Raw genomic sequence first — 14,349 nt, 5'->3', positions numbered from 1 at the left:
GCCGAGGTGAGTGCTCAGCCTGGCGAGGTCCCGGGACTGCGTTGCTGCTGACTTTCCAGATAAGCCCAAAAACATATCCGCCATGGCACCGGCATGCGTCTGGATTTCTTCGCCGAAGCGAGGCGTTGCCGAATCTCACCGCACCAATGGGGATGAAGCGGCGGGTTACAAGCCTGCGATCGACCTCTGCTGGCGACATCCGGCCTTTTCGGATCGACCCGGGGCGCGAGTGAACTGCAGGTATATAGTTGGTTTCGTAAACCTCGCCGAGATTAGAAATAGGGTTGATTGCGAACAAGTCTATAAAGCTGTCAACTTTGACAGTGGAGACTCTCAGGTTCTTTGCCCAATGTGGATTTGCAGCAAAGCCTTTTTCATGGCTTTGCAAAGCTGCAATATTCTTCGGAGGTGGGCAATGGACAAATGCGGACAATCAGCAATTCGTACAGTTTTCTTTAGCGTGTTGATGGCGATGACCGCGTCATCAGGCCAGGCGCAGGATGCGTTGCGCACTATTCCGCCTGATGCGGGCAGTCGGCCGACGGAACCGGACGGAAAAATGGGCGTGCCGCGTGAGGCGGATGGAGACGCAAGGCCTTCTTCGCAACCCCCTAGCACGTCCGCGGCGCATTCTGGTGTGCCAGACGAGAACCCAAGGGTGCCTCAACCGCTTTCAATGCAAATACCAGAAACCGGCATTCAAGTCACTGCAGTGCCCCCGAATCCTGACGCCTCGGGGCAAGGTGGATGGGGAAACTGGGGAGGCCCTGCGTATTGCCCGTCAGGGACGATGGTCCTCGGATTTCGTACCAGGGCCGAGCCTGCGAACAGCGACAATACCGCACTGAACGCGGTGCAATTGGTGTGTGGGGAAGTGGCTCCCAAAACGTCGCAGCGCGCCTTGACCAGGATTACCAGCCTGGAAGCGAGCTGGGGCAATTGGGAAAGCGAAAAGTTATGCCCGAATCTGAAGCCCGCTATTGGATTTGCTATGTCGATACGACCTTATCAAGGTACAGGCGACGATTGGGCGGCGGCCAGTCTTGTTCTTATTTGCGCAGAAAAGGACGCGCAAGGTAAAAATATTGAGCTCATCAGCGAAGCGCCGGCCTGGGGAGCATGGACAGCTAATTTCATGTGTCCGGCGGGCGAAGCGATCACCGGCTTCCGAACAAAAGTGGAGCCTTACCAAGGCTCCGGCAACAGGGATGACGATACAGCCCTGAATGCGATGCAGGTTTACTGCAGTAGATGGTAACCGGACATCACGGAGCAATTGCAAATGCCCTCGCGGTGAAGGTCGGTAAGATCTCGGTCGTAAACGTGACAAACGAAACGTTGAACGCACACGCGTAATTTTAGCGACCCTGTGATCTTTCTATCTTGCCACAGGGCTTGCTGCCGATCCCTAGCGCGAAATGATCCCGTGGTCGATCGCGTACTTCACCAGGGCCGCAGGCTTGTCTATGTTCAGCTTGCGGCGAATGCTCAGGCGATGGGTCTCGACGGTCCGCACGCTGATGTCCAGTTCCCGGGCCATTTCCTTGTTGTTCAGGCCCTGGACCATTTTGTACAACACCTGGCTTTCGCGCGGCGTCAGCTCGTTATCGGTGTTTTGGTCAGTGGCGAGCCGCTGGGCGATCTCGGCGCTGTAGAACGTGCCGCCGCTGATGATGGCTTCGATGGCCGCGATGATTTCCCGCGACGGCGCGTTCTTGAGCACGTAGCCGCTGGCGCCGGAGCGCACGGATTCGCTCACGTACTCGTAATTGTCGTACATGCTGAGGATGAGGATCTTGAGGTGGGGGTATTGCTTGCCCAGCAGCCGGGTCAGCTCGAGCCCGTTCTTATCCTTGAGGCCGATGTCCATCAGCAGCAGGTCTGGCTGGCAGCGACCGACCATTTCGATCGCCTGTGCGCCGTTCTCGGCTTCGCCCACCACGTCCAGTTGCGGCATCACCGACAGCAGGGCCTTGATGCCGTCGCGGACCAGGGAGTGATCATCGACCAGCGCGACGCGAATCACGGGGGGCAGGTTCATCGGCAAGTGCTCTTGTTGGAAGGGGCACGCATCAGCTTTCCGTTACCGAAAGATTCATGGGCAGCAGGATGTCCAGTTCGCTTCGTCCCGGTACCGAGGTCACTTCCAGGCGTCCGCCGAAATGCTCGACCCGTTCGCGGATATTGCGCAGGCCGATGCCGGCATGGCCGCGTTCTACTTGCGGGACGTTGAAGCCCATCCCATCATCGACCACCGTCAGGCGCAAGGATTGGCTGGAGCCGAACAGGGTGATGCCGACGCTTTTCGCCCCGGCATGGCGCTCGATATTGGTCAGGGCTTCCTGGGCAATGCGGAACAGCGAGACAGGGGCGCCATTCTCCAGGCGGCAATCGAATTCGTTGCTTCGGTAGGAGACTTCCAGCCCGCTGCGCTGTTGGAACTCGGTCGCGAGCTGGCCGATGGCGGCGGGCAGGCCCAGGGTGTCGAGCAGGGACGAGCGCAAGTCGTGGGAGATGCTGCGGATCTCGCCGATGGCTTCGCCCAGCCGGTCAGTCGCGTTCTTCAGGATGCCCAGGCCGTTTTCCTGGCCGTTCTCCAGCACGTGGCTGGCCAGTTCGAACTGGAATTTTATCGACACCAGCAACTGGCTGATGCCGTCGTGCAGCTCGCGCGAGACCCGCGAGCGTTCTTCTTCCTGCAAGCTGACGATGCGCTGGTTCAGGCGCTGCAGCTTTTTGTCGGCCAGGCGATGTTCGCTGACGTTGAGGGTCATGCCGCCAGCGAACACCAGCAGGACCGCCACCAGGGCAATGGCGGCGATGGCTTGCATGGTGCTGTGGATGCCACGGGCAACTTCGTCGCGGGCTTGCTGGGTGGCGCGCTCGACATCCTCCAGGTAAATCCCGGTGCCGAGCATCCAGCCCCATTTGTCGAGCATCACGACATAGGCCAACTTGTCGGTGACCTGGCCGGAAGAGGGCTTGTTCCAGGCGTAGCGCTGGAACCCTTCGCCTGACTCGGCGCTCTTGATCAGCGCCTGGATGACCGGCAGGCCGTGGGGATCCTTCATGTCCCACAGGTATTGCCCCACCAGTTCCGACTGACGGGCGTGCATGAGGCTGCGGCCCTGGCGGTCGTACACGAAAAAGTACCCGTTGATGCCGAAGCTGAGTTTGCGCAGTTCTTCCAGTACCTGCTGTTGCGCGCGCTCGTCCCCGCGGCCGTTGTCATACAGCGGGGCGATCAGGCTCTGCGCCATCTCGACATAGTTCTTCAGCTCAGCGCGCTTGCTTGCCAGGATGCTGTCTTCGATCAGTTGAGCCTGTTGGTCGCCCAACTGGCGATTGAGCGAGATCACCAGGGCGCAGATGACCGCGATGGCCAGGACCAGCGGCAGAATCCCAAGGGCGACGATCTTGTGTTTGAGCAGCATCTGTACTCCTGTCGGGCTCGACGGGATGGAGGTGAATGGTGGGCATCATAACTCTGTGGGAGCAAAGCTTGCTCGCGATCACGTCGGATCAGCCAGCATTGTTGCTACCAGACGCACCGCTATCGCGAGCAAGCTTTGCTCCCACAGCAATTGTCCTGCATTTGATTGCATAGGCTTTCATAGAGCAATCCAACAAGTATCTACGTAGAACTACGTAGGTGCCCCGTACGTAGTACTGCGGATTTATTTATTGACGACTTGCAGGGATATTGGGCCGGCTCCGAATAGCCGGGGCACACTATAAAAACAATCGCCGCAATCCACTGGATATCGGCAGGAGACATGCAATGACAACCCGTCTGGTTAAACACCTCGCCTGGTTTGCCGTGGCTGTTCTGGGAGCCTGTGCGTTGAGTGTCGTGGCCTTGCGCCGCGGCGAACCCATCAACGCTCTCTGGATCGTCGTCGCAGCCGTGGCCATCTACCTGGTCGCCTACCGCTACTACAGCCTCTTCATCGCCAACAACGTGATGCAACTCGATGCGCGCCGGGCCACCCCTGCCGTGCTCAACAACGATGGCCTGGACTACGTCCCGACCAACAAGCACATTCTGTTCGGCCACCATTTCGCGGCCATCGCTGGCGCCGGGCCCCTGGTCGGGCCGGTATTGGCGGCGCAGATGGGCTACCTGCCCGGCACACTCTGGCTGATCGCCGGCGTGGTGCTGGCCGGTGCGGTGCAGGATTTCATGGTCCTGTTCCTGTCCACCCGTCGCAACGGTCGCTCCCTGGGCGACATGGTGCGCGAGGAAATGGGCCGCATCCCTGGCACCATCGCGCTGTTCGGCTGCTTCCTGATCATGATCATCATCCTCGCGGTGCTGGCGCTGATCGTGGTCAAGGCCCTGGCCGAGAGCCCGTGGGGCATCTTCACGGTGATGGCGACCATCCCGATCGCGATGTTCATGGGCATCTATATGCGCTACATCCGCCCGGGCCGCATCGGTGAAATCTCTGTGATCGGCGTGCTGTTGCTGCTGGGCTCGATCTGGCTGGGCGGGCAGATCGCTGCCGACCCGGTCTGGGCCAAGGCTTTTTCCTTCACCGGGATCCAGATCACCTGGATGTTGATCGGCTACGGCTTTGTCGCGGCGGTGCTGCCGGTGTGGCTGATCCTGGCGCCGCGGGACTACCTGTCGACCTTCCTCAAGATCGGCACCATCGTCGCCCTGGCGATCGGCATCCTGGTCACCATGCCTGAGCTGAAAATGCCGGCGCTGACCCAGTTCACCGACGGCACCGGGCCGGTGTGGAAGGGCGGGCTGTTCCCGTTCCTGTTCATCACCATCGCCTGCGGCGCGGTCTCGGGCTTCCACGCGCTGATCTCCTCGGGCACCACGCCCAAACTCTTGGATAACGAAACCAACGCCCGCTACATCGGTTACGGCGGCATGCTGATGGAGTCCTTCGTGGCGATCATGGCGATGGTGGCCGCTTCGGTGATCGAGCCGGGCGTGTACTTCGCCATGAACAGCCCGGCGGCGATCGTCGGCGGTGACGTGGTGGCCGTGGCCCAGACGGTCAGCAGCTGGGGTTTTGCAATCACCCCCGAGGCGCTGCAAGCGGTGGCCAAGGACATCGGCGAAACCACCGTTCTGGCCCGTGCCGGCGGTGCGCCGACCCTGGCGGTGGGGATCGCGCAGATCCTGCACTCGGTGTTGCCGGGTGAGAACACCATGGCGTTCTGGTACCACTTCGCGATCCTGTTCGAAGCGCTGTTCATCCTCACCGCGGTGGACGCCGGCACCCGTGCCGGGCGGTTCATGTTGCAGGACTTGCTCGGCTCGTTCGTGCCTTCGCTCAAGCGCACCGAATCCTGGTCGGCCAACCTGATCGCCACCGCCGGTTGCGTGGCGATGTGGGGCTACCTGCTGTACCAGGGCGTGATCGATCCGCTGGGTGGCATCAACACCTTGTGGCCGCTGTTCGGCATCTCCAACCAGATGCTGGCCGGTATCGCCCTGATGCTCGCCACCGTGGTGCTGATCAAGATGAAGCGCCAGCGCTACGTCTGGGTGACCATGCTGCCGGCGGCCTGGCTGCTGATCTGCACCACCACCGCGGGCCTGATCAAGCTGTTCGACGCCAACCCGGCGATCGGCTTCCTGGCCCTGGCGCGCAAATACAACGATGCCCTGACCGCCGGCCAGATCCTGGCTCCGGCCAAGAGCATCGAGCAGATGCAGCATGTGGTGTACAACGCTTATACCAACGCAACGCTGACGGTGTTGTTCCTGCTGGTGGTCTTCAGCATCCTGTTCTACGCGCTCAAGGTCGGCATCGCCGCCTGGGGCACCAAGGAACGCACGGACAAGGAAGCGCCATTCCAGGCTCTGCCGGACGCTTGATAGGGGATTGCAACAATGTTCAATGACTTGAGTCGCCTGGGTAAATACCTCGGTCAGGCCGCCCGCCTGATGGTCGGCATGCCCGACTACGACAACTACGTCGAGCACATGCAAACCAAGCACCCGGACAAACCGTTGATGGACTACGAGGCGTTCTTTCGCGAACGCCAGGAGGCCCGTTACGGTGGCAAGGGTGGGCCCAAGTGCTGTTGAGTTGAGGTAAACCCATGTGGGAGCGGGCTTGCTCGCGAAGGCGGAGTGTCAGTTAACGTTAAAGTCGACTGATACACCGCTTTCGCGAGCAAGCCCGCCCCCACAGTTGTTTTCGGGGGATCTCGGGGGCGCGTATCATCAGTCGGCCAGCAACACCGCCGCATCGAAGCCCACTCGCAAATTGCCCCAATGACGGCCGTCGAAGAAGAACGGTACGTCGATCTCGGTCATGATTTCCCCGGTATCGCGCAGGTAAGTCTGTAGCAGGAAGCGCTGGACATTGCCCGCTGCACGCAAGCCGATCGGGTCGTTGAAGATTCGCTTGTTGCGGCACACCGGCAAATCCACCGCTCGGTCGCCGGTCGGCGTCTTCGAGACCCAGCTGTTGTTCACCGGGCAATAGCCCTTGCTGTCGACAATGAACGAAACCTTGCCACCCGGCGTGCTGCGGGTGAGTTTGTCGCATTCTTCCTGGCAGACCTGGGCAAAGCGTTCGGTGTAGCTGGCCATGTACTGCTTGGGGTCGGTGCCGGGAATCAACTGGTAATTCTGATCGAACAGGTTCAGGCCTTCGCCTTGCAGCGCCTCCAGGCGAGCCTGGAGCGTATCGCGGCACTCACTGGCGCGGGTGATGGCGGCATCGAGCTTGCCGTGGCCGAGCACGAAGCGACCCAACAATGCCTGGACCTTTTCGGCCACGCCGGACAGGTCGCGGGTGGCCGTCGCCGAATGCTGCATGCGCTGGTCGATCAACTGGCTGTCGGCATGAATCTGGGTGACCCGGTCGTTGATCCCCGTGTTGCTGTCGGCGAACTGCTGGATATGGGTCGCAATGTCCGCCAGCTTGCCGTTGGTGGACTCGAAATCGCCGATCATGCTTTCAAAATGACCGGAGGCGCGTTCCACCACTTTCTGGGTTTCCCGGGCGCTGTGGCTGATCTGGGTGGTCTGTTCGTGGGTGGAGCTGACTTCATCGAGCATGGCGTCGATGTTGCGTGAGATGTCATCGGTGGCCCGGCTGACGTTTTGTGCCAGGGTCCGCACTTCATCGGCCACCACCGCGAAGCCACGGCCGCTTTCGCCGGCCCGGGCGGCTTCGATGGCGGCGTTGAGGGCCAGCAGGTTGGTCTGGGCAGAGATCTGCTGGATCAACCCGACAATCGACTTGATGCTTGAGGAACGTTGGTTCAAGGCGCTTACCAGCGTGGCAAATTCACCGAGGCTGCTGGAGATCTCGCTGATGTTGCCGGTCACTTCCAGCAGCTCGGCGTAGGAGTCGCGGGCCATGCTCAGGTTCTGGGCGGTGGTGCTGGAGATGCCTTGGGTCTGGCGTGAGACTTCTTCGATGCGGCCTACGGCGGTGTTGCTCTGGTCCATGACTTCCTTGGCGAAACGGGCCTGGTGGGTGGCACTGTCGCTGGAATCGCTGATGTTCTTCAACGAGCGGGCCGATTCGACGGCGATGTGCACGGTCAGCGCCTGGACGTTGCTGATGATCTCCCGTTGCTTGGCCAGGAAGCGGTTGCAAGTGTCGGCCAGCACGCGGATCTCGTCGTGAGTCACCAGCGGCAGGTCCTTGGAGAGGTCGCCTTCGCCGTTGGCGATCTCTTCCAGGGCCTTGGTCATGGCGGTGACGGGGCGCACGATGAGGTGACGCAAATACCAGACCATGAAGCTGATCATGCCCAGCGTCAGGAGCGCGCCGAAGAGCAGGGCATGGGTGAGGCTGTCGAGCCGGCCTTCGATTTGCGCCAGCAAGGCGCCGTCCAACTGCGCGTTGCGCAACTGCAGCACGATCTCGGCGCGGGTGCTGAGGGCCACCCAGTACAGCAAGCCGCTGACCAGCACCAACAGGAAAAGGCTCGACAGTTTTTTGGTGAGGGTATCGAAAAATCGCATCTCGATAGACTCGTACAAGGCCTTCAACGTCTGCATGCCGCTGCTCCTGGGCAAAAAAATCTCTCAATGGAATACATTCGACCGCGAGCGCCAAAGCTTTAGCGGGGATAGGGCGATTTGATATCACTCTTGAGATTCTGTTGTTTTTCAAGCCTCCCATGAAGAGGGGATAGAGATGTCAACACCTGCTGGAGCAAATTAGACGAAAGTCGTACTAGCGCCTTGCCCAGTGACTGCTACGGTTTGAAGGGCAAAACAATAAAAACAACACGGGAGAACAGCTCCATGTCGACTCAAAAGCAAGAAGCCGCGCGTGCCTACTGGACGGAGAACCTGCGCTGGATGCTGGTGCTGCTGGCCATCTGGTTCCTGGTGTCGTTCGGCTTTGGCATTTTGTTGGTTGATTCACTCAACACCATCAGCTTCTTCGGTACCCCGCTGGGGTTCTGGTTTGCCCAGCAGGGCTCCATTTATGTCTTTGTGCTCGAGATTTTCTTCTATGTCTGGAAGATGAATCAGCTCGATCGCAAATATGACGTTCACGAAGACTGAGGCCGACAAACATGGACACTCAAACCCTGATCTATTTGTTCGTCGGAGCGTCCTTTGCGCTCTACATCGGGATCGCCATCTGGACGCGTGCCGGTTCTACCAGTGAGTACTACATCGCGAGCAAGGGCGTGCATCCGGTGCTGAACGGGATGGCTACCGGTGCTGACTGGATGTCGGCGGCTTCGTTCATTTCCATGGCGGGCATTATCGCTTTCGCCGGTTATGACGGCTCGGTCTACCTGATGGGCTGGACCGGCGGCTACGTGCTCCTGGCCATGTGCCTGGCGCCTTACCTGCGAAAATTCGGCAAATTCACCGTACCTGAATTCGTCGGAGCGCGTTATTACTCCCAGACCGCCCGGGTGGTGGCGGTGATCTGCGTGATCTTCATTTCCTTTACTTACGTGGCCGGACAGATGCGTGGCGTGGGTATCGTCTTTTCTCGTTACTTGGAAGTCGATATCAACACAGGCGTCATGATCGGCATGGCCATCGTGTTCTTTTACTCGGTACTCGGTGGCATGAAGGGCATCACCTACACCCAGGTGGCGCAATATTGCGTGATGATTTTTGCCTACATGGTGCCGGCCATTTATATCTCGATGATGATCACCGGCAATCCGATTCCGCAACTGGGCTTTATCAGTGAAGTGGCCAGTACGGGGCAGAGCGTGATCGAGCGGCTCAACGGCCTGGGTGCCGAGTTGGGTTTCACCGCCTATACCAATGGCACCAAATCGACCATGGATGTGTTTTTCATCACCATGGCGCTGATGGTGGGTACTGCGGGCCTGCCTCATGTGATCGTGCGTTTCTTTACCACGCCGACCGTGCGTGATGCCCGCAAGTCCGCAGGCTATGCCTTGTTGTTCATTGCTATTCTCTACACCACCGCACCGGCCATTGCAGCCTTTGCTCGCACCAATTTGCTGACCTCCATTCCCAACGTCAGTTACACCACTGCGCCGAACTGGCTCAAGACCTGGGAGAACTCGGGCCTTATTGCCTGGGTGGACAAGAACAACGATGGGATTATCCAGTATGGCCCGGGGGCGGCCCTGGTCGGTGCGCCGAGCTTCACTGACGAGCGAGGGGCATATGAGCAGCGGTTGCTGAAGAACCAGGTCTCGCCAGTGGCCAACGAACTCTATGTCGATAACGACATCATGGTATTGGCCAACCCCGAGATTGCCGGCTTGCCGGGCTGGGTCATCGCATTGATCGCCGCCGGTGGGCTGGCGGCGGCACTTTCGACGGCTGCGGGGCTGTTGCTGGTGATCTCAACCTCGATCTCCCATGATTTGCTCAAGAGCAACATCATGCCCAGGATCAGCGAGAAGCAGGAGTTGCTCGCTGCACGTATCGCTGCCGGCGTGGCGGTATTGATTGCCGGGCTGTTCGGCATCTATCCGCCCGCATTCGTTGCCCAGGTGGTTGCGTTCGCCTTCGGGTTGGCTGCGTCATCGTTCTTCCCGGTCATTGTCATGGGGATTTTCTCCAAGCGCATGAACCGTGAAGGTGCGATTGCCGGGATGATCGTCGGCCTGACGTTCACATTCACCTACATCGTCTACTTCAAATTCATCAACCCGACGATGAACACTGCCGAACATTGGTGGCTGGGTGTTTCCCCTGAAGGCATCGGCACGTTGGGGATGCTCTTCAACTTCGCGGCCGCTCTGGTGGTGTCACGCTTCACCGCACCGCCACCGGAGCACATCCAGCACCTGGTCGAAGACATTCGCGTCCCGAGAGGAGCCGGTGCTGCCATCGACCACTGAGCAATCCAAGACTAGGAGGGGGAAATAATCAAGGGCGCCGGACTCATCATCCGGCGCCCTTGATTGCATGCAGAGTCAAGCGGGGAAGTGTCAGAAAGATTTACTGGGAATCATTCTCAAAGTATATTCGCTCTCATTCCTATCCCTCTGTGAGTGCGCGTCTTGAATCGTTCCACCCCTTTCGCTTATCGGAATACTCTCGTCAAATGTGTTTTACCCGCGCTGTCCTGCTGCTTGATGGCAAGCCCTTCGTGGGCGCAGGGCACTGTTGAGCTGCCGGCCACGGACATCCAGGGCAGTCGTGTCAATCAGGACGAGGGCTATACGACGTCGCAAGCCAGCACGGCGAGCAAGAGCGATGTACCGATCAAGGAAGAAGCGCAATCGATCAACGTGGTGACTCCGCAGACCCTGGATGACTATCAGGTGCGTTCGCTGAGCGACGCGATGAAGTTCGTCAGCGGTGTCAGCCAGGGCAACACCCTGGGCGGTTCGCGGGACTCGCTGGTCAAGCGTGGTTTTGGTACCAACGACGACGGCTCGATCCTGCGCGATGGCGTGCGTTCGAACCTGGGGCACAACTTCAGCGCCACCACCGACCGCGTCGAAGTGCTCAAGGGACCGGCCTCGATGCTGTACGGCGCGTTGGAGCCTGGCGGCCTGGTCAACGTCATCAGCAAGAAGCCCGAATACACCCAAAGCACCACGTTGAGCGGTTCGGCCTACAGCGAAGGCGGCGGCACCATGGCCCTGGACACCACCGGGCCGCTGGGCGATACCGGTTTGGCCTATCGCTTGATTGCCGAGCGCGGCCACGAGGACTACTGGCGCAACTATGGCGTCAATGAGAGCACGCTGGTGGCGCCGTCCCTGGCTTGGACGGGGGAGCGGGCTTCGTTGAACCTCAGTTATGAGTACAACGAATACTCCAATCCGTTTGACCGGGGCACGGTGTTCACCAATGGGCATCCGGCCGATATCGATTACGACAAGCGTCTGGATGAGCCTTGGGCCAAGAGCGTGGGAATTCGCGAAACGGCGACGGCGCGCTTTGAGTACGAGCTGAGCGAGGATTGGAAAACGCGGGTCACCTATGGCTGGAACAATGATCGGTACAGTCTTTCGATTGCACAGCCGAGCCTGTCAAAAACCGGTGTTTTTCAGCGGGCCGCCAACGGTGCTCATTACGACGACGAAACTCGTTACGCCAGTTGGGATTTCATGGGTAAGCAGGAGCTGTTCGGTCAGCGTCATGACTTGCTGATGGGCGTTGATAATCAGGTGTCGGATCAGTTTCGTGGCAAGACTTATCGTGGAAAGGCTCAGTCTGGTTTCGATATTACGTCGCCGGTTTATGGCGGTCTGGCTGAGCCCAGTGTGATCAGTCCAACTCAAAGCGACCTGCGCAACCAGTTGAATTCCAGTTCTGTCTATTTGAAGGACAACTGGCATCTCGATGATCGCTGGATTTTGGTATTGGGAGGTCGTTATCAACATTACGATCAATACAGCGACCAGGGACTTGGCAGTGATTACGAAGTCAATCGCGATGACAACGGTGACGCCTTCGTACCATTCCTCGGGCTGGTCTACAAAGCCACCGACACCCTGTCGTTGTACGGCAACTACAGCCGGTCATTCAAGCCAAATGACACCGTGGACGACGCCGGCAATACCTTCGATCCGGAAGAGGGCCGCAGCTATGAAATCGGCGCCAAGTACGATCTGCTACCGGGCTTGAATATCAACCTGGCGCTGTTCGACATCGTGAAGAAAAACGTCGTAACGTCCACCACCGTCAACGCCGTGACTCTGTCGGAAGCCGCAGGCAAGGTCGGCTCGCAAGGCCTGGAACTCGACATCACTGGTCGTCTGGCCGAGCGCTGGGACCTGATCGGTACCTACGCCTATACCCACACAGAAATACTTGATGACCCTAAAAACGAAGGTCACCGTCTCTCCGACGCCCCCAAACACACCGCCAGCCTTTACCTGAGTCACCACCTGAACGTGCCTGCCGAATTCGGTGCCTGGCATGCCGGTGCCGGCGCCCGCTACGTCGGCGAACGCGCGGCCAACAACGCCAACGACTTCTGGCTCAGCAGCTACACCGTAGCCGACGCCTTCCTGCGCTGGGAGTCGCCCGTGCTGGGGCACAAGACCTCGTTGCAACTGAACGTCGACAACCTCTTCGACAAGCAGTACTACCCGTCATCTACCGGCAGCCAACTGCAAGTCAATGTCGGTGAACCACGTACCGCTCGCCTGAGTGCCAGCGTAACGTTCTGATCGATTCAGAAAACAAAATGCCCGGACTTTGAAGTCCGGGCATTTTTTTTGGGGCATCACCGTTACATTCCGGCCGTCATCGCGAACAAGCTCGCTCATCACAAAACCCTGTGGGAGCGAGCTTGCTCGCGATGACGGTAGAACTGACCCAGGCAATTGCAGGGCTGCGAATCACCGAAACGCCGGCACCACCTGCTGGATGAACAGTTCCAGGGATTTCTTCTTCTCGGCGTGGGGCAGGCTGTTGTCGCACCAGAAGCTGAACTCATCCACGCCCAGTTCCTGGTAATACTTGATCCGCTCGATGATTTCCTGCGGCGTGCCGATCATGGTGTTCTTGCGGATGTTTTCCAGTTGGAACTCCGGGCGCTCGGCGAATTTTTCTTCCGGGCTTGGCGCCAGGAAACCGTTGACCGGCACTTGCTTGTTGCCGAACCAGGCATCGAAGGTGCGATAGAACTTCGAGATCGCCTGGGCGCCAATCTTCCAGCCTTCCGGATCGTCCACGGCATGGACGTGGGTGTGGCGCAGCACCATCAATTGGGGGCGTGGCACGTCGGGGTTGTTGTCCAGGGCGGCCTGGAACTTGTTCTTCAGGTCCAGGACTTCTTCATCGCCCTTCATCAACGGCGTGACCATCACGTTGCAGCCGTTGGCGACGGCGAAGTTGTGGGAGTCCGGGTCGCGGGCGGCGATCCACATCGGCGGGTGTGGTTTGCGGATTGGCTTGGGCACGCTGGTGGAGGTGGGAAACTTCCAGATTTCGCCGTCATGGGCGTAGTCGCCTTGCCACAGGGCGCGCACTACCGGGACCATCTCACGCAGGGCCTGGCCGCCGGAGGAGGCCGGCATGCCGCCAGCCATGCGGTCGAACTCCACCTGATAGGCGCCCCGGGCCAGGCCGACTTCCATGCGGCCGTTGCTGATCACGTCCAGCAGCGCGCATTCGCCGGCCACCCGCAGCGGGTGCCAGAACGGCGCGATGATGGTGCCGGCGCCCAGGTGGATGGTGGTGGTCTTGCCGGCCAGGTATGCAAGCAGCGGCATCGGGCTCGGCGAGATGGTGTATTCCATGGCGTGGTGTTCGCCGATCCACACGGTGCTGAAACCGCCGGCCTCGGCCAACAGGGTCAGCTCGCTCAGGTCTTCGAACAGCTGGCGATGGCTGACGCTTTCGTCCCAGCGCTCCATGTGTACGAACAGGGAAAATTTCATGGCGCTATCTCTTGTAGTTGACGATCGGTTCAGGCGAGGACGGGCAGGGCGCCCATCTTGCCGTGGCAATAAACCAGCGGCCCCGGTGTGTGCTGCGGGACGATCAGGTTTTTCACTGCGCCGACCATGATGGCGTGGTCGCCGCCTTCGTACTCGCGCCACAGTTCGCATTCGATGATGGCGGTGGCATTGCTCAGCAGCGGGTTACCCAACTCGCTCAAGGTCCATTCGATGCCCTGGGCCTTGTCCTTGCCTTTGCGGGCGAAGGCATAGGCTTCATTCTGCTGGCCGCCGGAGAGCAGGTGGATGGCGAAGCGCTTGTTCTTGATCAGTACCGGGTAGGAATCGGAGCTGTAGTTGGGGCAGAACAGCACCAGCGCCGGGTCCATCGACAATGAGCTGAAGGCGCTGGCGGTGAGGCCGACGATTTGCCCGTCGTCATCGAGGGTGGTGATCACGGTCACGCCGGACGGGAACGAGCCCATGACTTGTTTGTAGACGCTGGCATCGATCATCGGACGATCCTCGGGCTTTATCGGTTGTGGGCATGCAATGTTC

At 59.5% G+C, this 14,349-nt stretch carries 11 protein-coding genes; 6 read left to right on the top strand and 5 right to left on the bottom strand.

Translation table 11 applies throughout. The features are described from left to right. The first annotated feature begins 415 nt into the window (after nucleotides 1-415). Nucleotides 416-1,258 carry a hypothetical protein gene (locus GFU70_RS14585; protein ID WP_193034243.1) on the top strand — a complete coding sequence of 281 codons (843 nt, stop codon included), beginning with the start codon at nucleotides 416-418 and terminating at the stop codon, nucleotides 1,256-1,258. A gap of 150 nt (nucleotides 1,259-1,408) precedes the next feature. On the opposite strand, the gene GFU70_RS14580 is transcribed toward GFU70_RS14585, so the two are convergent. Both GFU70_RS14580 and GFU70_RS14575 read right to left on the bottom strand, forming a co-directional pair. Then, nucleotides 1,409-2,041 carry a response regulator gene (locus GFU70_RS14580; protein WP_058544351.1) on the bottom strand — a complete coding sequence of 211 codons (633 nt, stop codon included), beginning with the start codon at nucleotides 2,039-2,041 and terminating at the stop codon, nucleotides 1,409-1,411. 31 nt (nucleotides 2,042-2,072) lie between these two features. Continuing rightward, a complete protein-coding gene (locus tag GFU70_RS14575; protein ID WP_058544350.1) occupies nucleotides 2,073-3,434 on the bottom strand; it encodes a cache domain-containing protein in 1,362 nt (453 codons plus the stop codon). A gap of 347 nt (nucleotides 3,435-3,781) precedes the next feature. On the opposite strand from GFU70_RS14575, the gene GFU70_RS14570 reads away from it, so the two are divergent. Both GFU70_RS14570 and GFU70_RS14565 read left to right on the top strand, forming a co-directional pair. After that, nucleotides 3,782-5,842, top strand: a complete 2,061-nt coding sequence (locus GFU70_RS14570; protein ID WP_116642172.1) for a carbon starvation CstA family protein — start codon at nucleotides 3,782-3,784, stop codon at nucleotides 5,840-5,842. A 15-nt stretch (nucleotides 5,843-5,857) separates the two neighbouring features. Further along, complete coding sequence (locus tag GFU70_RS14565; RefSeq protein ID WP_003201656.1) at nucleotides 5,858-6,055, top strand: YbdD/YjiX family protein; 198 nt, start codon at nucleotides 5,858-5,860, stop codon at nucleotides 6,053-6,055. Nucleotides 6,056-6,193: 138 nt separating this feature from the next. On the opposite strand, the gene GFU70_RS14560 is transcribed toward GFU70_RS14565, so the two are convergent. After that, nucleotides 6,194-7,990: a methyl-accepting chemotaxis protein gene (locus tag GFU70_RS14560; protein ID WP_058545267.1), complete on the bottom strand. Its 1,797-nt coding sequence runs from the start codon at nucleotides 7,988-7,990 to the stop codon at nucleotides 6,194-6,196. Nucleotides 7,991-8,239: 249 nt separating this feature from the next. Between GFU70_RS14560 and GFU70_RS14555 the strand changes: the two genes are divergently transcribed. The 3 genes from GFU70_RS14555 to GFU70_RS14545 all read left to right on the top strand — a co-directional run bounded on the left by GFU70_RS14555 (nucleotide 8,240) and on the right by GFU70_RS14545 (nucleotide 12,576). Continuing rightward, entirely contained in the window at nucleotides 8,240-8,506 is a 267-nt protein-coding gene (locus GFU70_RS14555; protein ID WP_058545268.1) for a DUF4212 domain-containing protein, read from the top strand. A gap of 11 nt (nucleotides 8,507-8,517) precedes the next feature. Further along, nucleotides 8,518-10,287 carry a sodium:solute symporter family protein gene (locus tag GFU70_RS14550; protein WP_153388290.1) on the top strand — a complete coding sequence of 590 codons (1,770 nt, stop codon included), beginning with the start codon at nucleotides 8,518-8,520 and terminating at the stop codon, nucleotides 10,285-10,287. A gap of 237 nt (nucleotides 10,288-10,524) precedes the next feature. Then, nucleotides 10,525-12,576 carry a TonB-dependent siderophore receptor gene (locus tag GFU70_RS14545; protein ID WP_413468818.1) on the top strand — a complete coding sequence of 684 codons (2,052 nt, stop codon included), beginning with the start codon at nucleotides 10,525-10,527 and terminating at the stop codon, nucleotides 12,574-12,576. A gap of 171 nt (nucleotides 12,577-12,747) precedes the next feature. Here the strand turns inward: GFU70_RS14545 and GFU70_RS14540 are convergent, their stop codons facing one another. Next, nucleotides 12,748-13,791 carry an LLM class flavin-dependent oxidoreductase gene (locus GFU70_RS14540; RefSeq protein ID WP_058545271.1) on the bottom strand — a complete coding sequence of 348 codons (1,044 nt, stop codon included), beginning with the start codon at nucleotides 13,789-13,791 and terminating at the stop codon, nucleotides 12,748-12,750. A gap of 29 nt (nucleotides 13,792-13,820) precedes the next feature. Beyond that, nucleotides 13,821-14,306, bottom strand: coding sequence for a flavin reductase family protein (locus GFU70_RS14535; protein ID WP_058545272.1), 486 nt, complete (start codon nucleotides 14,304-14,306; stop codon nucleotides 13,821-13,823). Nucleotides 14,307-14,349 lie beyond the last annotated feature (43 nt).

Origin of the sequence: Pseudomonas brassicacearum, from assembly GCF_009601685.2 — a bacterium.
Taxonomy (GTDB): Bacteria; Pseudomonadota; Gammaproteobacteria; order Pseudomonadales; family Pseudomonadaceae; genus Aquipseudomonas; species Aquipseudomonas kilonensis_B.
The sequence above is the reverse complement of the archived record's forward strand: the minus strand, read 5'-3'. Positions and strand labels throughout refer to the sequence as shown.